Origin of the sequence: Streptomyces sp. SLBN-118, assembly GCF_006715635.1 — a bacterium.
In the GTDB taxonomy this organism is placed as follows: Bacteria; Actinomycetota; Actinomycetes; order Streptomycetales; family Streptomycetaceae; genus Streptomyces.
Map to the genome: position 1 here is coordinate 76,091 of NZ_VFNP01000002.1, position 18,942 is coordinate 95,032.

Consider the following 18,942-nt stretch of genomic DNA (forward strand, 5'->3'; position numbering starts at 1 on the left):
ATGCCCGTGCACGTCTCGCCAGTCTCGGGATGCTCCCACGACACCCAACTACGCCGCGAGAAGGCCCCGGCACAGTGCCCCTACGGCGATCCCGCCGCCAGGCCCGCACCTTATCCGGGGTGTCAAGGGCGTAGGACGGTTACATAGGGAAGAGCCCGTCACCTCGGCCTCGGTGACGGGCTTTTCCGCTGTGTGCGGCCGGGTACGGCGTCAGGCGGCGACGGCCGCCCGGCCTGCGATGAATGTACGAGCGGTCTCCGCAACCCGGCCGCCGAGGTGCTGCGCGGTCGCGATGTCGGCCTTGTGCACGCCCTCCGGACCCTCGTCGGAGTTCGTCTGGGCACCGGCGCCGAAGAAGAAGCCGAGGCGGTTGAGGTCGTGCTCTGAGCCCTCCGTGGAGTTCCATCCGGGCTTCAGTCCGAGGTTCACCCAGTGCATGCCGTGCTGAGCGGCAAGCGTCGCGAAGTACTGCAGGGTGTGCAGCTTGTCGCCGCTCTTGGAACCGGAGTTGGAGAAGCCGGCCGCCAGCTTGTTCTTCCAGGCATCGGTGAACCAGCGCTTGGAGGAGTCCTCGGCGAACGTGTGGAACGCGCCGGAGGCGGTCCCCATGTAGGTGGGTGACCCGAAGACGATGGCGTCGGAGCCGTCGAGCAGCTCCCACTGGGCCTCGTCGATCTCGTCGACCTTGATCAGGTGGACGGTGGCACCGGCGGCGGACGCTCCGTCGCGGACGGCCTCGGCGATCACGGCGGTATGGCCGTAGCCGGAGTGGTAGGCGATCGAGACAACAGGCGTGGTCATGTAGAGGCTCCTCGAAAGCGATGTGCTCGTCGTTGGGGACCCCAGAGAAACACTAACTTTCGGAAAGCGCAACCCTCCCGTTAGCACTGTGCGCTAGTATGGTTGCAGTATGGAGACCAGCGAGACCAGTACCCAGGAAGAGAGCAGCGGAGCCTGTCCGGACGATGGCCTCGCCTTTGACGTGTTTTCCCGCAACTGCCCCTCGCGCGGCACGCTGGAGCACGTCACCGGCCGCTGGGGCAGCCTCACGGTCGGGGCGCTGCACGACGCCACATTCCGCTTCAACGAGCTGCGCCGCCGGGTCGACGGCGTCAGCGAGAAAATGCTCTCCCAGACCCTGCAAAACCTCGAGCGCGATGGCCTCGTACAACGGGAGGCGCAGCCAACGAACCCACCACGGGTCGACTACGAGCTCACCCCACTGGGCCACGAAGTCGCCGAGCGGCTACTGGACCTCATCCACCTCCTGGAAGGCCGAATGCCCCAGGTGCTCGCCGCACGGGAGCGCTACGACCAGACGCACAAAACCCATGGCAGCCGCTGACAGCCGAGGGCACAGCGCCGCCACCGGCCCACCGCCCAGCACCGCCCCACCCGCCGCCGAGTCCCGGGCGAAAGCCCCAGACTGCAGCAGGGATCCACTCCCCCACCACCGGACCTGCGCCCCCGCCCCCGAGGGGCAAGAGCGTCAGCCCCAACTGACGCGCAGGCCCCGGGCCCGGGGCCTGCGCTAGCCCCCGCAGCTCGCACAGCCACAACCGGACGTAGCCCGGAGACGTCCGCCGCTACTTCAAGCCGTCCCCAGAGGCGATCTCCGAGCTGACGAGCAGCTCGCTCCCGGCGGTGGCAGCCGATGAGTCTCGTTCCTTGATCGTTTTCAGCGCTGACTGTGCCAGCCCCATTCTCCTCGTACGGCCTGTCCCTTGACACTGCGTCGCCCTTTCGCGCCTCGAGGGGACGCGGCCGCTGAGGAAGTAGCGGTGCGTCGCCGCGGAGCCGTGGCCTTCCGCTGCTCCGGTTTTTGGGAGAGCCTGCGGGATAAGCCCGGACCGGTCGTGTGGTTCGCGGCCGCGAGGCGGAGGCGGGGGTACGTCTGTGAGTTCCGGCGCGTGCAGGCAGCGGTGGCGTTTGCGAATTGGGGACACGACGGGTCTGACCGTGGTGGACGGTGTGGTGTACGTCACCGGAAATTCAGAGATCTACGCCCTGGATGCCGCAACCGGGCGGCAGGAATGGCAGTTTTCCACCGAGCAGTACTGGAACGGTCTGTCGGCGCCGACGGTGGCCGGCGGGGTGGTGTACTTCGGCAGCAAGCCCCCCGACGGTCACCTGTACGCGATGGATGCGCTCACCGGACAAGCAGCTGTGGCGGACTACCACCGGTTCCCTGACTACCTCGCCCGTCACAGTGGACGGGAGGTGCGTCTACATCGGCACCCTCAGCGGCCTGTGTGCCGTGGATAGCGCCCCCGGACAGCAGCGCTGGGAGTTCTCCGGCGGCACGGTGCTGGCTCGTCCCACGGTCGCCGGCGGGGTGGTGTACGCGAGTGTCGCGCCCCAGGACGGCGGCGGCCTGTACGCACTGGACGCCGTCACCGGAGAGCAGAAGGCGACCAGAACCCGGCCGTCCGCAAGGCGCTTCTCACACTGGTCGAGCCCGATGTCCGGGGAGATCCCATGTCGCCCCTGCGCTGGACCACCAAGTCCACTCGCAAGCTCGCCGGGCAGTTGACCCGACCAGGCCACAGGATCTCTGCGGATACGGTTGGCGGTCCCTTGCGCGAGTAGGGCTTCAGCCTGCAGAGCAACGCCAAGACGCTCGAAGGCAAGCAGCACCCCGACCCGGGACTCGGTCGCGATGAAGACGTACGGCATAGAGTTCGCCCGCCTCTGCGCCGTGGACAAGATCCGGACAGAGGCCCTGACTGCGGGTTATGACGCCGGTCATCTCGTTGAAGACGAAGCCGGCGGTTCGCCAGTCCGAGGTCGGGGCGAGCCCGAACTCATCGCAGGGCAGGCGTGCCGGTCTGCTCCGCTGCCAGCGCGGTTTGCGCGACCGCTGTGGGAGGACGACGTCGGCGCGGGGGTCAGTGACTGCTCTGCTCCCCGGGCAGCTGCTTGGCGAGCGTAACGAACAGATGGGCGTTGGGAATCGCGTCAATCGGCTCGCTGACCCATTCCTCGCCGTGGGTGTCCCTGATGGCGACGTGGCGCGGGTGGAGCACCAGGCTCTGCGCCTGCTCCCAGGTGAGGGTCCTCCCGCCGTGGTGGACTCCTCGGCTGTCGAGCGCGAGGTTTCCGAAGACGACCGTGCCTCCGGCGCGTACGGTCTCCAGCGCACCCGGCAACCGTGCCTCGGTGACTCTCTCCGAGACAAGCGACACCAGTTCGCCACTCGCTACGAGACCGTCGATACCGCGCGCATAGTCCGTCCCGTCCTCCCTGCGTAGGGTGATGGTACTGGCGGAGTACGTGACCCCGTTAATGGTTGCTGTATCTCTACTCGTGCGGTACTCGACGACTTCCTCCCAAAAGACCACGCGCGGGACCTTGCCCAAGTAGTCGATGAGCCCGTTCGCGTGGACCTCCACGCGGTTCGACGTCTCCCACTTGATCAACCGGCTCGTGTGGACCCACATCCAGGCGATCAATCCGATGCCCAGGCCCGCTACGCTGCCCGCGAAAAGCAGCGAACTTCCCCTTCCGAGCAGGACCAGGCCGAATATCAGGAAGACACCACACGCCACCACGGCTGTACGCGTGGCAGCGGCTCTTCGCCGTTCGGCCGGGGGCTTTCCACCCAGATCGACGTGAGCGAAAACCCGCTCGCGGCGTCCCAACTCCTCGTCAAGCCATGCCTGGTCCCCCACAACCCCTCCACCCCTTCGACGTACCGACATTCTGAGACAGCTGAGCGCCGCCCGCAGCGCCCCGCCGAAAATCACGGTGATCACCTGGTGCCGAAGCGGCTTGCATGTTCCCGTCCGGCAGCCGTCCGCCGTGCGGCGGACACCTGGACTGCGAGGGCGGGGTGATGTGGGCGACCGGCCGCCGCTGCGACGTGTGCGCCGAAGTCGTCGCTGAGAAGTTCGCCGCCCGCCAGCGCACCCGGCTCCCGGGGCAGGTTCTGTACTCCTGTCCGCTGGTCGAACTCATTCCGTCGTAAGACAGGCGTGCCGGATACGGGAATTACCTTCTCCCGCTGCCCGGTCGGCCAATCCGGGGCCGGGGTCCTGACCTGCTGACGGCTCACCCAGAGCCCAACCCCGCGGAGCCGGTCGCGTGGCGTCGGCCGGCGGGGCCATGCGACGGGACGGCCGCCCGGGTCGGTGCGCCACCAGGCGGGGCCCGGATCATCTGCCCTGGCCAGGTGCTGACGATCCCCTGGCGGGGAAGTCATCCCACTGGACGGGCTGCCGGATGTCGAAGCCGTACCGGCCGGGCGAAGGCCGGCCAGCTCGGGTCGTCGCGCTTCCCTTCGGCCGCGGCAGTTCGTAGGTCAGGGTCTGCTCGCGGGTGAGGAGAACTCGCTCGATCTTGGCCCAGCAGTTGGTGCGTGCGACCCAGTCGCGTCGGATGTCGTCGCCGGAGCAGTCGAAGTCTCCGATGTAGAGCAGGACTGCAGGGCGCGGTTCGCCGGCGGCGCGCGCGGGCGATGTCGACGTAGGACTGCGAGCTGAAGCCTCGTACGACCAGGACCGGGGTGCCGAGGTCGGCGAGCCAGTCGGTGGACATGCGGCGCAGGGTGTCTTTCTCGGCCGCGACGTACAGAGCGGTCTTCTGGCCGGCGGTTCGTTCCAGGGCGAACCAGTCGGGGACGTCGGCGAGGAAGTCGCGGGCGTCGGCCCCGGGCCGGGAGGACGTGGACTTCGCGGAGGGCGTCGATCAGGTCGGGGAAGTGGCCGTCGCGGCGTGCCTGCGCGAGTCGGGAGGACAGGCGCCGGTAGGTGGGCGGGTGTTGGGGATGAGGCCTTCGGCGACGAGCCGGTAGTGGACCTGGCGCAGTGTGCAGCCCAGCTCCCCGTAGCCGGTCACGATGTCCCGGGCGCGGTCGACGATGGCGGACCAGTGGATGCGTCCCATACCGGTACATTTGTACCCGTCCGCCGTTGTTCCAGTTCAGGCGGCTGAGCAAGTCTCGGGGCGTGTGGTTGGACAAGTCTGGGATGTCGGTGGGCAAGCCCCTGTAGGGGCTGCCGCGAACGATGTGCGTTCGATTTTTGTTCGAGTACGGTGAGGGTGGGAGGTGTCGTCATGGACGAGCAGCACGACCAGGCCGTGGGGGCCGGTTCGCCGATCCTCCATCTGCGCTGCCCGATGGACGTGGATCCCGAGCTGTACCGGCTGCTGCTCCGCCTGGCAGGCGAGGTGACGCCGGTGGTACAGGCCCTGCCGCCGGCCGCTCTGGCGGCGGACGTCTCCGGCAGCGTGCGGTTCTTCGACCGGGATCCGGCCGAGCTTGCCCGCATGATCCGGACTCGGGCGCTGGCTCTGTACGGGCTGCCGGTGGCGATCGGTGTGGGGCCGAATTGGACGATCGCTGCAATGGCGTCGCGGGAGCCGGGGCCGGGCGGGGTGCGCGCGGTCGGCTCCAGTCCGGAAGCGGTGGCGGCATTCCTCCATCCGCGGCCGGTCGGCGAGCTCCACGGAATCGGCCGCGCCCAGGAACGCACCCTGACCACCTACGGGGTGCACACGATCGGACTGCTGGCGAGCCTGCCGGAGGCGACGGTGCAGAGGGTGCTGGGCGAGAAGTCCGGCCGACTGCTGCGCGAGCGTGCCCGCGGCGTCGACCGGCGGAAGGTGATGCCGGCCGACCTGCCGCACAGCGCGGCCGCGCAGCGCCGCTTCCCGACCGACACCCTGGCCCCGGAGTTGGTGGGGGCCGCGCTGCTGTCACTGGCGGTCGAGCTCGGGGAGCGGCTGCGGAATCGCCGGCAGGCGGCGAGGGCCGTGACGCTGACGGTGACCTTCGCCGACCGTACCCAGATCCATCGCAGCCGCCAGCTGCCCGGCGGCCCGTCCGCGCACACAGACGATCTGCGTGACGCGGCGTACGAGATGTACCGGGCCCTGGGTCTGCAGCGTGCCCGGGTGCGGGCGGTCGCCCTGCGCTGCGAGCAGCTGCTGGACGCGGCTGCGGTCGCCGAGCAGCTCTCCTTCGATGCCGGCCGGGAGCACCGGCTGCGTGCCGAGCGGGCCGTCGATGAGCTCAACGCCCGCTTCGGCTCCGGCACCGTGGGTCCTGCAGCAAGCTACCCGCAGACCGGCTGATCCCTCAGCTACTGAAGGCCTTGGGACGCTTGGAGCCCTTGCGGCCGTCGGCAAGCGCCTCGAGCAGCTCGGCCGGCTTCGGCCGGATGCTGCTGCCGAGGTAGCGGATGCCCTCGCCTTCCGGGGCGCTGTCGGTGTCCTTGCCGATCGGGTGGCGCCGGCTGGTCGCAGTGCGCCATCCGAACCGCTCGTCCCACACCAGTGCCGGCGACGGCTGCCCGGCGGTGAGCGGGAGCGCCGCCGCCAGGTGTTCGTCGGCCAGCTGCCGCACCTCGACCTGGACCGGCTCGGCTACGCCGGCCTCGGCCAGGGCGTCGGCCACCTGCTGCAGGTACGGGCGGGCCCGGCGGGTGCGCAGCTCGGCCTCGGCGATCGCCACGGCGCCGCGGTGGGTGACGGTGGGGTAGCCGAGCCGCTCGGCGGCCTCGAGCGGGGTGAGCGCGGGCTCGGCCTCGACCAGGTCGGCGATCCGCCGGCCGCGCACCTGCGCGAGGCCGGCCTGGGCGGTGGGGAACTTCGCGATGCCCAGGGTGTCCGCGGCTTCGGTGAGCGTGATTGCCCGGTTGTCGTCGAGCAGTTCGGCGATCCGGGGCAGGATCTCATCGCGCGGGATCATGTCGCCGCTGCCGGCGCGGCGGCCGCCACCGGCGCCGCGGCCGGGCCGGGATGCCTTGAACTTACGGACGATGTGCCGCGGCCAGTGCTCGGTGCCGCCTTCGCCGGCCGGGACCAGGACGACGTGCTCGGACAGCTTCGGGTCGCTCTTGTACTTGTTCCAGCTGCCCGGCGCCACGCCCAGTACGGCCGCGGCCTCGTGACGGTCCAACAGGTCCTCGTCGCTGTCGACGTCCGGCAGGGCCGGGACGGGCTTGCCGGCGTAGAAGGCGGCGGTCTGCTCGCTGTCCCACAGCAACGCCCGCGAGTCAGGGGAGCTGATCGGGGCCGGGTGCCCTTCCTGGGTGTGCGGCCTCTTGTTGCGGAAGGTGCCGAGCGGCACGCCCAGATGGGCGGCCAGGTCGGCCATGGTCTGCGCGTACTTCAGGCGTCCGGCGCGAATCATCTTCTTCGTCTCTCCATCACGGGGCGAGCAGGGCGCCGGTGTCAGCGCCCCGCCCGGAACGGGAGGTTCAGGTGGTTGAGGGGGCCGGCAGGCAGTTCGGCAGGCACGGCTCGCCGGGCTCGGCTCTGCATCCCTCGCAGCCGCGAGCGGCGGCATCGATGAGCGTCTTCAGGTAGGCGAGGACGCCCGCGGCGTGAGTGAGCGGGACCAGGGCCACGGCGGTGACGACATACAGGGGTGCGGGGTGCGGGGCGCGGCGCGTGGTGCGCACGCGGATACCGGCGGTGTCGCCCGGGCCCGAGGCGAAGTCCCGCAGGACGAGACCGTCGGGGTGCCACTGCACGGTGACGCCGGCGTCGGCCAGGTCGCGGGCGAGCTCGGCGAGTTCGGTAGCCGCGGCGGTGGCGGGCCGGGCCAGGTGCGCGCTGTCGAAGGCGGCTCGGTCGGCGGCGTCGCTGACGGCGGGGGCCTCGAGTTCCTGGACGTGGGTGTCGGCATCGCGCCGGGTGAGGTAGACGGGCATGGGGCTGCTCCTTGCGTGGGGTGTCTTCGGTGCTGGCGTGCTGCCACCGCACACCAACGAGAAAACAATACCACCTTTACATCATCCTCGGCAAGCAGGCCCGTACCGCCGTGTCGTGCGGATACACTCGATGACGAGATACGCCTCTCGGGTTCTCCCGCGGAGTGTGTGTTTTCGGTTGGCCGGCGCCCTTGCCACCCGCCTCGGCGGATTGGGCGCCGGCCGTTTGCGTGCCCACCGATCCCGCTCCGTGGCGCCGGACTCGCGAGAACTCAGGCGCCAGCCCCTCACCTCACCGAGCCAGCGCCAATGTGACGCACGGCATCTCCAGGACGTACTGCCGGATCGCTGGGGCCTGGCCGGCGGTGGTGGGAACACCGAGCCGACCTCCCAGCTAGACGGACAGTTGCGTTGTCCGGGCTGCTGAGCAGGTTGGTGCCGGGCGGGAGCGCCTCGCTGGGGCCAGTGGCCGGGCCGGTGAACACGTGCAGACCGCGCCGGGTCTGGTCGGTGAAGTGATGTATCGGGACGTCGACTTCGTAGCGGGACAGCTGTGTCATGACGTCCATCTCCACTCGTGCAATCGGAGCCTGGTTGGTGCCCGGGGCGCGGCCCAGACCGAGGTCGATCCGGCCCCGGGCGAGGGCCTGAAGCAGGCCGTACTGCTCGGCGACGATCAGTGGGGGATGGTTGGGCGGCATCACTCCGCCCGCCCCGAGCCGCAGCCGCGTGGTGTGCGCGGTCAGCCGGGCCAGCCGGACGGCGGGGCTGCAGGAGGACACGCCGGGCATGGAGTCGGTGCTCGGTCTCCCCGTAGCGGGTGAAGCCGCGCCTCTCGGCGTCGGCGGCTGATGCCGCGGCTGGCCAGGGCGGTGTCGAGGATGGACAACGGCGCGGGAGCGGATCCGCGAGCCGTGCCCTCGATCGGGTCGTTCACGGGGTTCTGGGGTGCATTGGTCCCGGTGCAGGGTGGTAGGACCGTGGAAGGGGCGCTGCTGTGCGCTCGTGGCGCACCGCAGCGGCCGGGCCGGCGGGTTCAAGCCAGTTCCACGCGGTCGTTCAGGCCGGCGGTGGTGAAGGCGTCCACCAACTGCTCGCGGCCCTCGGTGAAGTGGGCCCAGCTGTCGAAGTGCACGGGCACAATGCGGCGGGCGCCCAGGATGCGGGCCGCCTCGGCGGCCTGAGCGCTGTTGAGGGTGAGCAACTGGCGCTCCAGGACGGAGGTGCGGACCGCGCCGGCGAACAGGACGGCGGTGTCCACCGGCCCGAAGCGGTCGGCGATCTCGCGGACCAGCGTGAGTTGGGCGTTGTCGCCGCTGACGTAGACGGTGGGCAGGCCATCACCGGTCAGGACGAAGCCGACGACCTCGCCGACGACCGGCTCGAGGTCCTCGCGCGCCCCGGGGCCGTGCAGGGCCGGAACCCCGGTGATGGTGATCTTGCCGCCACCGGGGCGGTTCAGCTCGATGGACTCCCAGTCCGGCAGGGGACGGGCGGTGCCGCCCAGGCGGCCTGCGCCACTGGGCGTGGTCAGGGTCAGGGGTACGTCGGCGAGCAGGGCGCGCCCCGAGGCATCGAGGTTGTCGTCGTGCTCGTCGTGCGACAGCAGCACCACGTCGATACGGCCCAGGTCAGCGGGTGCGGCGGAGGCGGGCGCGGTCTTGGTCAGACCCGAGGCGTAGGTGCCCGGGGCATCGAAGGTCGGGTCGGTCAGGAACCGCAGCCCGCCGTACTCGATGAGCGCCGTCGGCCCGCCGAAGACACGGACGGGGACCTGCTCACTGGACGTGTCGGTTACTGCCATGACGAAATCACCTCACGGATAGGTTGGCGTACATCCGTGACCCTAGGCGTGGTCACGGATGAAGGCAAGCTGTACCGTGAGATGCGTGAGTAAGACCGCTACCGCCGACAACCCCGGACTGCCGCCGGCGTCGGGCGCCGGGCAGTACCCCGCGCTTGACCTCGCCAACAGCGCCATCGCCCTGCCAGGCGACCGGTTCCTCGACCTGCTGGGCACGCCGTCCGACGCCAACCAGTGGCTGGTCGACCACAACCTGGCCCCCGCGGACGCCGGACTGCAGGAGATCTGCGCGGCACGCATGCGCTCTCTGCGCGAGCAGGTACGCACCCTGCTCGCCGCCCAGGTCGGCGGCCATCCCGCCCCAGCCGCCGCGCTGGCCGCCGTCAACGACGCCCTCACCCGGGTCCCCACGGCCTCCCCGCTCGGCTGGGATTCCGTCCGAGGCATGCACCGCACCGCGCCACACCCCATCGACCAGATCGTCGACCAGGCCCTCGGCATCCTCGCCGCCGACGCCGCCGATCTGCTCACCGGCCCCGACGCCGAACGGCTGACGGCCTGCCCCTCCGCGCCCTGCAACCGCTACCTGCTCCGCGCCGGACGCCGCCACTGGTGCTCGGTCCGCTGCGGCGACCGCGCCCGTGCCGCCCGCGCCCGCCATACCCAGACCACCACCGACTAAGTTCCGCCAGCCCGCCCCGCCGACGGTCACGGAGGCCCACGCCGGGGCGCGGTCCCGCACACCCTCAAGCCGCCGGTACGGACGGGCACGCCTTGCCCTCCACCCGGACTTTTCCCCATTCTCGAGTTCGGCCCGTGCCTCCGCCGGACCCTCATAGAGCCGGACGCCAAGTCTGCCCTCGGCAACCAGAAGGTCGGGCACGCTGCTCGCCCAGTCACCCGAGCGCAGCGCGCCCACGGACAGCGGATACGGAATCGCGTACTCGGCCATCAGCGGATCAGGGCTGGTGTTGCGCCGCGCCTCGAGGCGAGCCAGTGCGTGGTGGATCGGCAGATACGCGTCGATAGCACTGACGCCCGTGTAGCGGGTGCTGGCGTGGGTCGCTTTGCCCGGCACCTCGATACAGAAGGTGAGCGCGCCGGCGTTGGCGGTCACCAGAGTCCCGCCGGTTGGTTCGGTGATGAGGCAGGCATCGCCGGTATGACCACGCCGGAGCGTGCCGAATGCACCAAGACCGCCGTCCTCCTCGCTGACCACAGAGGCTAAGCGGCCCCGGGATGCCCGGGCGGCGTCGCGGGCCATGGCTGTCGCCTGGCTGCGTTGTCGTCAGTCGCCGACGCTCCGCGTGGACTCTCCCCCTGCCTTCGACAGGGGGACCCCCATCCTCCGCCTTGCCGGACTCGGCCCTCGACCCTCCCCCCATAGCCCTTCGAGCACGGGAGGCGCCCCCACCTTCACCCACCCGGACTTCCCCGGCACCGCTTAGTTGGCGGTATACGCCTGGGCCTTTCGCTGTGTTCCCATGGCGCCGGCCGTCTGCTCCTATGCTTCAGAAGCCGGCGGTACGGCGGGAAGGTCGAGGGTCAGTGCACCGGCGGCTCTTAGACTGCCGATCATGGTCATGCCGCTCAGTAAGGGCCTGTTGGCGAATTCGGCGAGGGCGTCCCGGTCGACTCCGCACAGCGCGAGAGCCGCTGCGGCCACCGGCATCCGGGCACGGTCGGCTCCGTCGGCGATTTTCACCCCGACAGCGCGGCCATCTGGCAGGGCGGCCACTTGGACCCCTTCGAACCCGTCCTTGGCCAGCAGGCCCGGGACGGCTCGCATCAGCCGTGCGACATCCCGCCAACTCCCGGAAGCCATCTCCGGATACTCGCGTATGGCGTCGGCGACACTGGCCTCCATGGTGCCCGGCGCCGCAGCGGCGATCCGAGCCACAGCTCGGGTGAGGCCGTGCAAGGAGACGGAGAAGAGCGGTGCTCCACACCTGTCGACCGTCACTTGCGCGATACTCTCCCCCGTCAGATCCTCCACCGCAGCGGCGATTGACTGCTGCAGCGGATGCCCGGAGTCGAGGTAAGTGTCGAGCGGCCAGCCCCGGGCCTGAGCCGTCATCAGCATGGCTGCATGCATGCCGGAACCGTTCTGCGCGAGCCGGGACAAGCCGTGTCCACCACGGACCCACGCTTCACGCACCGCGGGATCGCATGGCCAGTCGGGCGTATTGCCCAGGTCGGCTTCCATCAGCCCGGCAATCGCCAAGAGGCGCAGGACGCCGACCAGATGGCGCTCCTCGCCCGAGTGACTGGCCGCAGCCAGCGCCAGCAATTCGCCATCCAGGGGCAGCCCCGCGCGCAGCAAGCCCACGACCTGGACCGGCCGGAGTGCGGAGCATGGGCAGAACGCCGCCTCGATGTCGCCGGTTTGGAACTGCACGCCGCCGTCGGCGGACAGGATGACGACCGAGCCGTAATGGACCCCTTCGATGAGGTCTCCGCGCACCGCATGGGCGAGCGGGGCATGGCGGGGCTCACGAATAGCTGCCGCCTTTGCCGGCGCACGCTCCGGGTTGCCAACTTCCCCGTCGGTCTGCGCCACCCGTCAGGCCCCGAACTCACTGTCCGCGGCTACCGCGGCGCTGGGTATGGTGTCCACCCGGCGGCTGGCCACGAAACAGCCGTCGACCGGGGCGGCCACGGCCAGCGGCAGGCACAGCACCGGGGTGCTGTATGCCCCCTTGTCGGCATACATCAGCAGCTGGTTTTGGGCGTCGGTGGCCCAGGGCAGTTGGTAGCGGGCTCGGGTGACCCGGCAGTCCTCGCAGCGGGTCCACAAGAGTAACGAGCAGACCATGATCAGGCTCCAGGTGCCGAGGGGGCCGGGGCCGCTGGTCGCCCGACAAGCGCGTAGGTTTCGGTAGCCAAACCGCCACTGTGCCAATGGTCCTTGTTCATTCAGAGACCACACTCCGCCGCCTCCTAGCGAACTGAGTCAGTGATCCGTCGCCGGATGGTTTGAGTCCTCCCGGAAGTGATAATTCAGGCGCGGCTCTCTTTCCCCGGCTGCGTGCGCTTGTTCATCCGTACGCAGCGAGGGGCTCACGCGTAGGGGGCGAGTGGGTCGGCGCCGCGCGGTCACGGATCGCTCTTGAGCGCGCTGTGGGCCACACACGCGATCGTCGAGCTGGAGATCGGCCCTGCTCACCGCCGCCTCCTACCGGCGGTTAGTGATCTGGGCTTGAGTTGCCTCGTCGCATCGTGAGTCGCGTTCCGTCCCGGATTGGTGGTGTGGATGGTGCTGGGGTGTGCGGTCTGCTGTTGATGTGGGTGACAACAGGCTTGAGCCGCTGGTGTTGTCCGATGCCGAGCGTCGGATGTTGCAAGGGTGGACCAGGGCCTCGTGTCAGTAGCGCTCGACCACCGGCGCCCCGCCGTACTTCGAGCCGGAAAGACCAAGCGTCGCGGCGTACGCCCTCTTGTGGTCGCCGTTCTCGTCGTGCGCCTCGAGCGCGGCCGTCACCGCTTCACGCAGCACCTCGTCGTCCTTGTTCATGCCGATGCCGTAGGGCTCCTCGGTGAACGGGTTGCCGACGACCTTCAGCTTGCCCGGGCGCTGGGCGGCGTAGCCCATCAGGATGGCGTCGTCCGTGGTGACGGCGTCGATCTTCTTGTCGAGCAGTTGCTGGACGCACTCCGTGTCCTTGGTCGACTCGACCGTCGTGGTGTTGTAGTCGGGCTTCTGGATCTCCCGGAGGGCGGTCGACCCCTTGACCGCGCAGACCGTCTTGCCCTCCAGGGAGTACGGGCCCCCGATCGTGCTGTCGTTCTTGCGGACCAGGAGGTCGGCACCGGCCATGTAGTACGGGCCGGCGAAGCCCACCTTCTTCTTGCGTTCGTCGTTGATCGTGTACGTGCCGACGTACAGGTCGACCTCGCCGCTTGAGATGGCGGCCTCACGGTTCTTCGTGTCGACCGTCTTGAACTCGATCTTGTCGGGCGAGAACCCGAGATCCGCCGCGACCATCTTGGCGATCTCGATGTCGAAGCCGGAGCGCCTGCCGTCCTTCTCCTCGAAGCCGAGGAACGGCTGGTCGTTATGGGCGCCGATGACGAGCTTGCCGGCCTTCCGGGCCTTGCGCAGGGTCGGGGAGTCGATCTTGACGTTCTTGGCGACCGTGTACGTGGGCAGCCGCGGGTGGGTTCCGTTCGAGCTGCTGGTGGGCTCGTCACCGGAGGCCTTCCCGGACTCTCCGCTGCAGGCGGTGGCGGTGAGGGCGACCGCGAGTGCAGCGATCGTCGCGAAGGCAGCGGACTTGGAGGAATTCATAATGCAGCGTCCTTTATTTTCTCAACAGGTTGAGTAGCCTGCGCCCCGAGCCGATCCCGCCGAGCAGGGCCGCGCCGCGGTCCTGTCGATCGGTGCCTGACAGTTAGGCCTGGTCGAGCTCCTTGCCGGCAGGCCGTCGTGGAGATCGTCGCCGACGCCGGCTACCAGGGAGCCGAGCTGTATGGCTCAGCGCAGCATGTGTTCGCCTGGCGTTCGATCAGTTGCCAGGCGGCGGCTGCACCATTTCGCCGGCCTTCTGCATGGGCGGCGTTGACGACATCCCGGAGGATGCCGTCCTGTCTGTCGGGACAGTCCCATATCCCGATAGTCACCGGTTGGGTCCCCCCACCGGTTCGTTGGACATGACGAATGTTCCCTTTCCTGTACGGGAGACGGTGCGGCCCACTGCAGGGCCCTGCAACCTCGCGGATCAGACGGCTGACTTCCGGCTGCCGGCAGAGCTTCGCCTATGAGGGCAGGGTGGTTTCCGCCGAACCCTGTCAGACTGTCCGGCAGGTTCAGGCGAGGAATGGTGCTTGGCATGCGGACGTGCTGTCAAAGGGGGTCTCGCCGCGTGTAGCGGGAAGTTGGGGAGCGCCCCACGGCCTCGCCGCACTGGGGCAGGGTGCCTGGATCTCTTGCACTCCCGGTGCGGAAGGTGGCCAGCCCCCACTGCTGATCGACGACCAGTTCCAGGGCGTGATCAGCGAAGGTGGGCAGCAGCCGCCGTATCCGTGCTCTCAGTGCCCGCAGTGTCATGGGAAGGCATGGCGTTCCCAGGAGCAGTCTCAGATGGTGGCAGCAGACGGGATCCTGCGCTCTGGCGAGCACGTCGAACAGGAGGCGCTGGCTTGCGGTGCCCGTCGCATACGCAGGAGGCGGCGGTGTGGGCGGGCAGCGTCTCAGGTCGGCATGGATGCGCCAGGCCAGCTCAGCGGCCGGGGCTCGCCGGTCGATGACATCGAACGCCCCGCCGGTGAATGCGGCGACGGCATCGACTCCCTCGTGCCGCAGCACGGCAACGGGGGCGATTAATGACGCGGCCCGGACGAGCCTGGCCATGCTGTCAGCCTCTGTCGTGGGCAGATCGAGCAGCATCATCGCTGGTCTTCGTTCCAGCAGGGAGGCACAGGCCGACTCGCTTCCCCACCGCACAGCTCCGCTGAGAGCGAGGCCGGCACGTTTCAGCCGCGGGGCCAACGTCGAACCCGAGGGCTCATCCATCGACACCACGATCGGCTGCTTTTCTTGAACCGGAAGATCAGGATAAATCCGCCGTACTGACTGCTTTTGCATCGCTTGTTCCTTTGTCGTGCTGCTTTGGGCTCGTCGCCGCTGCGGAAAGGCAGTGGGTGTGTCTTGGCGGACCGAGAACAGTGAAGAGCAGGTTTCAAGCAGCTCCCGCAAGAGCCGGGAGGAGAGCGACCAGCGCGCGGCTGGGCAGGCCGGGCGCAGCGAGCAGGACAGGTGATCGCGCTGAGGATTCAGGGACGGACGGACGGCAGGGTCACAGCCGGATGGTCGTCCCTGGCGGCCGCCAGGATCGGTCAGTGCGTCCGATCAGGAAATGTGGCACGGAGCAGCCTTGTGAGCGTGATCCGCGGCAGGTAGTGCACGGAGCGGTGGTCGGCTCTGCAGCACGCGACCACTGTGCCGACAGACAGCCCCTTGTTCCAGCGCATGTTTTCGAGCAATATTCATTGAGAAAACCGACTGTTCGCGAGGTCTTGATGTTTGATCTACATCGGCTCCGCCTTCTGCGGGAGCTCAAGCACCGCGGCACGCTTGCCGCGGTCGCCTCCGCTCTGTCGTACAGCCCTTCCACAATCTCCCAGCAGCTCGCGCTTTTGGAATCAGAAGCTGGGGTCCCTCTCCTAGAGCCCGTCGGCCGACGCGTGCGCCTGACTCCGCAGGCCGAGATCCTCGTCGCCCACACCGAAGCCCTGCTCGAGCGGCTCGAACAGGCGGAAGCCGACATCGCCACCTCCTTGACCGACCTCGTCGGCACCATGCGCATCGCCTCCTTCCAAACTGCTGCGCTGGCTCTCGTCCCGACGGCGCTGACGCTTCTCCGCAACGCCCATCCGCTCCTGCGCGTCCATGTCACCCAGATGGAGCGGGAAAGCGCTGTACCGGCTTTGCTCTCGCGCGATTTCGACCTGGTCATTGACGTGGAATACCCGGGCGATCCCAGCCCTCGTCCCGCTGAACTCGAGCAAGAGGACCTGTGCGAAGACTCCCTGCACCTGGCTCGACCGGGCAACGCCGACTCGAGTGCGCCTCAGGAGGCGCTGCGCGCGCTGGCTGACCACCCGTGGATCATGGAACCGGAGGGGACGGTCGCCCGCCGGTGGTCGATGACCCTGTGCCGTGATGCGGGATTTGAACCCGATGTGCGCTACGAGTCCACCGACCACTACCTTCACCTGCGGCTCGCTGAGCAGGGGCATGCCGTCGCGCTCCTCCCGGCCCTCGTGTGGCAGGTCTGTCCGCCGACCGTGGCCTTGCACCCGCTGCCGGCAGGCCACCAGGCGCGCAGACTGTTCACCGCCGTACGCCGCGGCAGCTGTCAGCACCCCGCCATCCAGGCCATTCGGCAGGCGCTCCGGCAAGCGGTCAGACAGACCTCCCGTGTGGCAGACGACAGCCCGCCATCCTCATAGGCGTCGCGAACAGGTGGGGATCGGCGAGACCGCAGCATCGTGGCGGCCGACCGGACCTCGCCACCGGCGCAGGACCGGCCAGCAGGGCTCGAAGTCGGCCCGATCGGGCAGCAGATACCGCACCCGCACCACGTCGGCGAAGGTGCACTTCGCCTCGGCCAGCGCAGCCTCGATGTTGCGCAGGCACTGCTCGGCCTGCTCCACCACGTCCTCGGAGATCGTCATGGTGGCGTAGTCGAAACCGGTCGTCCCGGACACATACACCCAGTCGCCGTCGACCAAGCGCGGGCATAGCCGATCTGCTCCTCGAACGTCGAGCCGCTGAGGATCGCACGTCGCTCTGTCCTGCGCCGAACGCTAAGGGACCAGCACAAGTACGTCGATTACGGCCACAGCCATGGTCCGATATCTCTGAGCATATGGAGCGTCCCGAACTTCCCCCTCCCACAGCTGCACGCCTTCGTCGTGCTCGCTGAGGAACTCCACTTCGGCCACGCCGCTGCCCGCCTGGGCGCGCACAGCCCCCGCTGAGCCAGCAGATCCGCCGCCTGGAAGACAAGGTCGGCCACCCTCTGTTCAGCCGCGAACCGGGACGCATCACGCTCACCCCGGCTGGCCGAGAGGTGCCGCCCGCCGCTCAGCGGGCCCTCACTGACCTCACGGACGGCCTGGCGGCAGCCCGGGCCGTCGGCAGCGGCAGGTCGGCCGCCTGCGGATCGGCTTCGCCGCCTCCCTCGCGCTGACCGTCCTGCCCGGCCTGCTGCGCACCTTCCGGGAGCGGTTCCCCGGCGTTCACCTGGACATCTACGAGATGACCACCACGCCGCAACTCGCAGCCCTGCACGACAAGACCATCGACATCGGCCTGCTGCGTGAGCCACCCGCCGACGAAACACAGCTCGGATTCAAAACGGTACTCACTGAGCCCTTCGTCGCCGTGCTGCCCTCCGCGTCCGATTACGGCCCAGCGAGCCGTCCAGGTAGGGCAGTTGGCGAACTCGCCGTTCGCCAGCCAGCTGCCTGGAGTGTGGAGCGTCCTGGACCGTGGGTGTCGAACGTCCCGTCTCGGCAACGTACTGCTCTCCCCGCTGTCGCAAACGGGCCTGGCACAGGCGGCGCACGCAGCAGCGCGAGTTGTGAGACCGCGTATCCGGCAGCTGTAGAGCCGCTCCTACCAGCGGTCCCGCTCCGTATGTAATCCCGGATCAGCGCGTATCCACCCTCGCCTGGGCAGGGCTCCGGCCAGCCTCAATTCCCCGGCATTGGCCCAAGACCCATCTCGGACATGTCCTGATCGCCACCGGACTCAACTTCCACCGGGATGCGTGGTCGAGTGACAGCCCGGTCGGCACCACTCACGTCAGCAGATTCGCCCGGCTCGGATTGGAACTCACTTCCCGATCGGAACCCATCCGCCACAAAGTCCTTCAGGCGGTGGACGAAGCCAAGGAGTCTGCTGCCTGAAGGTAATCGGCGATGAACGCCGTCTATCGTGCGAAGGGGCTGCTGCCGGCCGCTTCCGCTGCCGGAGCCGTGCTGAACGCGGCTCGGTAGGCGCGCGGGCTGGTGGCGAGGCGCGATGCGAAGTGCTGGCGCATGGTGACCTCGCTGCCGAAGCCGGCGCGGCGGGCGACCTCGGGCATGGGGAGATCTGTGCGTTCCAGGAGCTTCTGTGCGGCGGCGATGCGCTGGTCGAGGAGCCAGCGGAGGGGGGTGGTGCCGGTCGCCGTGGTGAAGTGGCGGGCGAAGGAGCGCGCGGACATGCCCGCGTGGGCGGCCAGGCGGGCGACCGTGAGCGGTTCGTGGAGGTGGCGGAGAGCGTGTGCGCGTACGGCGGCCAGGGCGTCGCCGTCGCGGTCCGCGTGAGGGGTGGGGTGCTCGATGAACTGTGCCTGGGTTCCGGTGCGGAAGGGCGCTGTGACCATGGAGCGGGCGATGCTGGCGGCGGCCTCGGCGCCGTGCGCGGTGCGTACGAGGTGGAGGCAGAGGTCGATGCCGGCGGCGGTCCCGGCCGCGGTCCAGATGTTGCCGTCCTCGATGAAGAGGGCGTCGGGGACGACATTGACGTGGGGGTGCTGTGCGCGGAGGAGCTCGACGAGCTTCCAGTGGGTGATGGCGCGGCGGCCGTCGAGGAGGCCGGCCTGGGCCAGGGTGAAGGCGCCGCCGCAGAGGGCTGCGATGGTGGTGCCGCGGGCGTGGGCGCGGCGGAGGGCATCGAGGACGGGTGGGGGTGCCGGGGTGATGTGGTCGTCGAGGCCGGGGACCACGATGAGGTCGGCGCGGGACAGCCAGGCGAGGGTGCGGTCGGGGAGGAGGGTAAGGCCGCCGCGCATCGGGACCGGGATGGTGTCGGTGGCGGCGCGGTGCAGGTCGAAGGCGGGGAGGCCGTGGTCGGTGCGGTCGGCGCCCCAGACTTCGGTGATGACGGAGACGTCGAAGGCGCGGATACCGGGGAAGGCGACGAGTGCGACGCGGTAGCTACGCTCCATGCTGGCAGTAAATCATCGATCACTGACTTTTGTGGATCTG

General features: G+C 69.1%; 19 protein-coding genes and 5 pseudogenes. 10 read left to right on the top strand and 14 right to left on the bottom strand.

Going from position 1 to position 18,942, the window contains the following annotated elements; translation table 11 throughout:
- Positions 1-210: 210 nt before the first annotated feature.
- Entirely contained in the window at positions 211-801 is a 591-nt protein-coding gene (locus tag FBY35_RS18705) for a flavodoxin family protein (RefSeq protein WP_142215184.1), read from the bottom strand.
- Between the two features lie 109 nt (positions 802-910).
- Between FBY35_RS18705 and FBY35_RS18710 the strand changes: the two genes are divergently transcribed.
- From FBY35_RS18710 to FBY35_RS38060, 5 genes and pseudogenes are all read left to right on the top strand, one after another.
- On the top strand, positions 911-1,345 hold the full coding sequence (locus FBY35_RS18710) for a helix-turn-helix domain-containing protein (protein WP_142215185.1): 435 nt from the start codon (positions 911-913) through the stop codon (positions 1,343-1,345).
- 224 nt (positions 1,346-1,569) lie between these two features.
- Positions 1,570-1,658 (top strand): annotated as a pseudogene (locus FBY35_RS38050) (site-specific integrase); the annotation flags it as partial.
- 238 nt (positions 1,659-1,896) lie between these two features.
- Positions 1,897-2,265 carry a PQQ-binding-like beta-propeller repeat protein gene (locus tag FBY35_RS18715; protein WP_160159286.1) on the top strand — a complete coding sequence of 123 codons (369 nt, stop codon included), beginning with the start codon at positions 1,897-1,899 and terminating at the stop codon, positions 2,263-2,265.
- Positions 2,189-2,356 (top strand): annotated as a pseudogene (locus FBY35_RS38055) (PQQ-binding-like beta-propeller repeat protein); the annotation flags it as partial. The gene FBY35_RS18715 and the pseudogene FBY35_RS38055, both read left to right, overlap by 77 nt.
- Positions 2,284-2,586: pseudogene (locus FBY35_RS38060) on the top strand (ISAzo13 family transposase); the annotation flags it as partial. The pseudogenes FBY35_RS38055 and FBY35_RS38060, both read left to right, overlap by 73 nt.
- Positions 2,587-2,888: 302 nt before the next feature.
- On the opposite strand, the gene FBY35_RS18730 reads toward FBY35_RS38060, so the two are convergent.
- Complete coding sequence (locus FBY35_RS18730) at positions 2,889-3,671, bottom strand: DUF6585 family protein (protein WP_222123147.1); 783 nt, start codon at positions 3,669-3,671, stop codon at positions 2,889-2,891.
- 104 nt (positions 3,672-3,775) lie between these two features.
- On the opposite strand from FBY35_RS18730, the gene FBY35_RS18735 reads away from it, so the two are divergent.
- Positions 3,776-3,967, top strand: coding sequence for a hypothetical protein (locus FBY35_RS18735; RefSeq protein WP_142215188.1), 192 nt, complete (start codon positions 3,776-3,778; stop codon positions 3,965-3,967).
- 719 nt (positions 3,968-4,686) lie between these two features.
- On the opposite strand, the gene FBY35_RS36455 is transcribed toward FBY35_RS18735, so the two are convergent.
- Positions 4,687-4,884, bottom strand: coding sequence for a hypothetical protein (locus FBY35_RS36455; RefSeq protein WP_186357014.1), 198 nt, complete (start codon positions 4,882-4,884; stop codon positions 4,687-4,689).
- A 171-nt stretch (positions 4,885-5,055) separates the two neighbouring features.
- Here FBY35_RS36455 and FBY35_RS18745 point away from each other — a divergent pair, with 171 nt between their 5' ends.
- Positions 5,056-6,075 (top strand): DNA polymerase thumb domain-containing protein, encoded by a 1,020-nt coding sequence (locus FBY35_RS18745; protein ID WP_142215189.1) that lies wholly within the window; start codon positions 5,056-5,058, stop codon positions 6,073-6,075.
- A 4-nt stretch (positions 6,076-6,079) separates the two neighbouring features.
- Here FBY35_RS18745 and FBY35_RS18750 read toward each other — a convergent pair whose 3' ends face one another.
- From FBY35_RS18750 to FBY35_RS18765, 4 genes are all read right to left on the bottom strand, one after another.
- Positions 6,080-7,135 (bottom strand): DUF6292 family protein, encoded by a 1,056-nt coding sequence (locus tag FBY35_RS18750; protein WP_142215190.1) that lies wholly within the window; start codon positions 7,133-7,135, stop codon positions 6,080-6,082.
- A 67-nt stretch (positions 7,136-7,202) separates the two neighbouring features.
- Positions 7,203-7,658 carry a hypothetical protein gene (locus FBY35_RS18755; RefSeq protein ID WP_142215191.1) on the bottom strand — a complete coding sequence of 152 codons (456 nt, stop codon included), beginning with the start codon at positions 7,656-7,658 and terminating at the stop codon, positions 7,203-7,205.
- Between the two features lie 287 nt (positions 7,659-7,945).
- Complete coding sequence (locus tag FBY35_RS38065; protein WP_399208435.1) at positions 7,946-8,440, bottom strand: LLM class flavin-dependent oxidoreductase; 495 nt, start codon at positions 8,438-8,440, stop codon at positions 7,946-7,948.
- 254 nt (positions 8,441-8,694) lie between these two features.
- Positions 8,695-9,462, bottom strand: coding sequence for an MBL fold metallo-hydrolase (locus tag FBY35_RS18765; RefSeq protein ID WP_142215193.1), 768 nt, complete (start codon positions 9,460-9,462; stop codon positions 8,695-8,697).
- Positions 9,463-9,520: 58 nt separating this feature from the next.
- Here FBY35_RS18765 and FBY35_RS18770 point away from each other — a divergent pair, with 58 nt between their 5' ends.
- Complete coding sequence (locus FBY35_RS18770; protein ID WP_142215194.1) at positions 9,521-10,144, top strand: CGNR zinc finger domain-containing protein; 624 nt, start codon at positions 9,521-9,523, stop codon at positions 10,142-10,144.
- A 120-nt stretch (positions 10,145-10,264) separates the two neighbouring features.
- Here the strand turns inward: FBY35_RS18770 and FBY35_RS18775 are convergent.
- From FBY35_RS18775 to FBY35_RS18795, 5 genes and pseudogenes are all read right to left on the bottom strand, one after another.
- Positions 10,265-10,705 (bottom strand): annotated as a pseudogene (locus FBY35_RS18775) (peptidase dimerization domain-containing protein); the annotation flags it as partial.
- A gap of 261 nt (positions 10,706-10,966) precedes the next feature.
- Positions 10,967-12,022 carry an asparaginase gene (locus tag FBY35_RS18780; RefSeq protein WP_142215195.1) on the bottom strand — a complete coding sequence of 352 codons (1,056 nt, stop codon included), beginning with the start codon at positions 12,020-12,022 and terminating at the stop codon, positions 10,967-10,969.
- A 3-nt stretch (positions 12,023-12,025) separates the two neighbouring features.
- Positions 12,026-12,277: a hypothetical protein gene (locus FBY35_RS18785; RefSeq protein WP_142215196.1), complete on the bottom strand. Its 252-nt coding sequence runs from the start codon at positions 12,275-12,277 to the stop codon at positions 12,026-12,028.
- A 549-nt stretch (positions 12,278-12,826) separates the two neighbouring features.
- The gene (locus FBY35_RS18790) at positions 12,827-13,750 is read right to left on the bottom strand and encodes a glutamate ABC transporter substrate-binding protein (RefSeq protein WP_142215197.1); all 924 of its coding nucleotides are present in this window, start codon (positions 13,748-13,750) and stop codon (positions 12,827-12,829) included.
- A 555-nt stretch (positions 13,751-14,305) separates the two neighbouring features.
- Entirely contained in the window at positions 14,306-15,046 is a 741-nt protein-coding gene (locus FBY35_RS18795; protein ID WP_142215198.1) for a response regulator transcription factor, read from the bottom strand.
- Between the two features lie 434 nt (positions 15,047-15,480).
- On the opposite strand from FBY35_RS18795, the gene FBY35_RS18800 reads away from it, so the two are divergent.
- Positions 15,481-16,413 (top strand): LysR family transcriptional regulator, encoded by a 933-nt coding sequence (locus tag FBY35_RS18800; RefSeq protein ID WP_142218048.1) that lies wholly within the window; start codon positions 15,481-15,483, stop codon positions 16,411-16,413.
- Here FBY35_RS18800 and FBY35_RS18805 read toward each other — a convergent pair.
- Entirely contained in the window at positions 16,408-16,695 is a 288-nt protein-coding gene (locus FBY35_RS18805) for a Rid family hydrolase (protein WP_260848721.1), read from the bottom strand. The genes FBY35_RS18800 and FBY35_RS18805 overlap by 6 nt on opposite strands.
- Positions 16,696-16,832: 137 nt before the next feature.
- On the opposite strand from FBY35_RS18805, the pseudogene FBY35_RS18810 reads away from it, so the two are divergent.
- A pseudogene (locus FBY35_RS18810) lies at positions 16,833-17,420 on the top strand (LysR family transcriptional regulator); the annotation flags it as partial.
- A gap of 480 nt (positions 17,421-17,900) precedes the next feature.
- Here the strand turns inward: FBY35_RS18810 and FBY35_RS18815 are convergent.
- Complete coding sequence (locus FBY35_RS18815; RefSeq protein WP_142215199.1) at positions 17,901-18,902, bottom strand: GlxA family transcriptional regulator; 1,002 nt, start codon at positions 18,900-18,902, stop codon at positions 17,901-17,903.
- Positions 18,903-18,942 lie beyond the last annotated feature (40 nt).

Bases quoted from the DNA above. Each gene is read 5' to 3' on its own strand.
- FBY35_RS18750 (WP_142215190.1), bottom strand. From the start codon at position 7,135: ATGATTCGCGCCGGACGCCTGAAGTACGCGCAGACCATGGCCGACCTG.
- FBY35_RS18795 (WP_142215198.1), bottom strand. From the start codon at position 15,046: ATGCAAAAGCAGTCAGTACGGCGGATTTATCCTGATCTTCCGGTTCAA.
- FBY35_RS18790 (WP_142215197.1), bottom strand. From the start codon at position 13,750: ATGAATTCCTCCAAGTCCGCTGCCTTCGCGACGATCGCTGCACTCGCG.
- FBY35_RS36455 (WP_186357014.1), bottom strand. From the start codon at position 4,884: ATGGGACGCATCCACTGGTCCGCCATCGTCGACCGCGCCCGGGACATC.
- FBY35_RS18770 (WP_142215194.1), top strand. From the start codon at position 9,521: ATGAAGGCAAGCTGTACCGTGAGATGCGTGAGTAAGACCGCTACCGCC.
- FBY35_RS18710 (WP_142215185.1), top strand. From the start codon at position 911: ATGGAGACCAGCGAGACCAGTACCCAGGAAGAGAGCAGCGGAGCCTGT.
- FBY35_RS18815 (WP_142215199.1), bottom strand. From the start codon at position 18,902: ATGGAGCGTAGCTACCGCGTCGCACTCGTCGCCTTCCCCGGTATCCGC.
- FBY35_RS18755 (WP_142215191.1), bottom strand. From the start codon at position 7,658: ATGCCCGTCTACCTCACCCGGCGCGATGCCGACACCCACGTCCAGGAA.
- FBY35_RS18705 (WP_142215184.1), bottom strand. From the start codon at position 801: ATGACCACGCCTGTTGTCTCGATCGCCTACCACTCCGGCTACGGCCAT.
- FBY35_RS18735 (WP_142215188.1), top strand. From the start codon at position 3,776: ATGTTCCCGTCCGGCAGCCGTCCGCCGTGCGGCGGACACCTGGACTGC.
- FBY35_RS18765 (WP_142215193.1), bottom strand. From the start codon at position 9,462: ATGGCAGTAACCGACACGTCCAGTGAGCAGGTCCCCGTCCGTGTCTTC.
- FBY35_RS18800 (WP_142218048.1), top strand. From the start codon at position 15,481: ATGTTTGATCTACATCGGCTCCGCCTTCTGCGGGAGCTCAAGCACCGC.
- FBY35_RS18785 (WP_142215196.1), bottom strand. From the start codon at position 12,277: ATGGTCTGCTCGTTACTCTTGTGGACCCGCTGCGAGGACTGCCGGGTC.
- FBY35_RS18745 (WP_142215189.1), top strand. From the start codon at position 5,056: ATGGACGAGCAGCACGACCAGGCCGTGGGGGCCGGTTCGCCGATCCTC.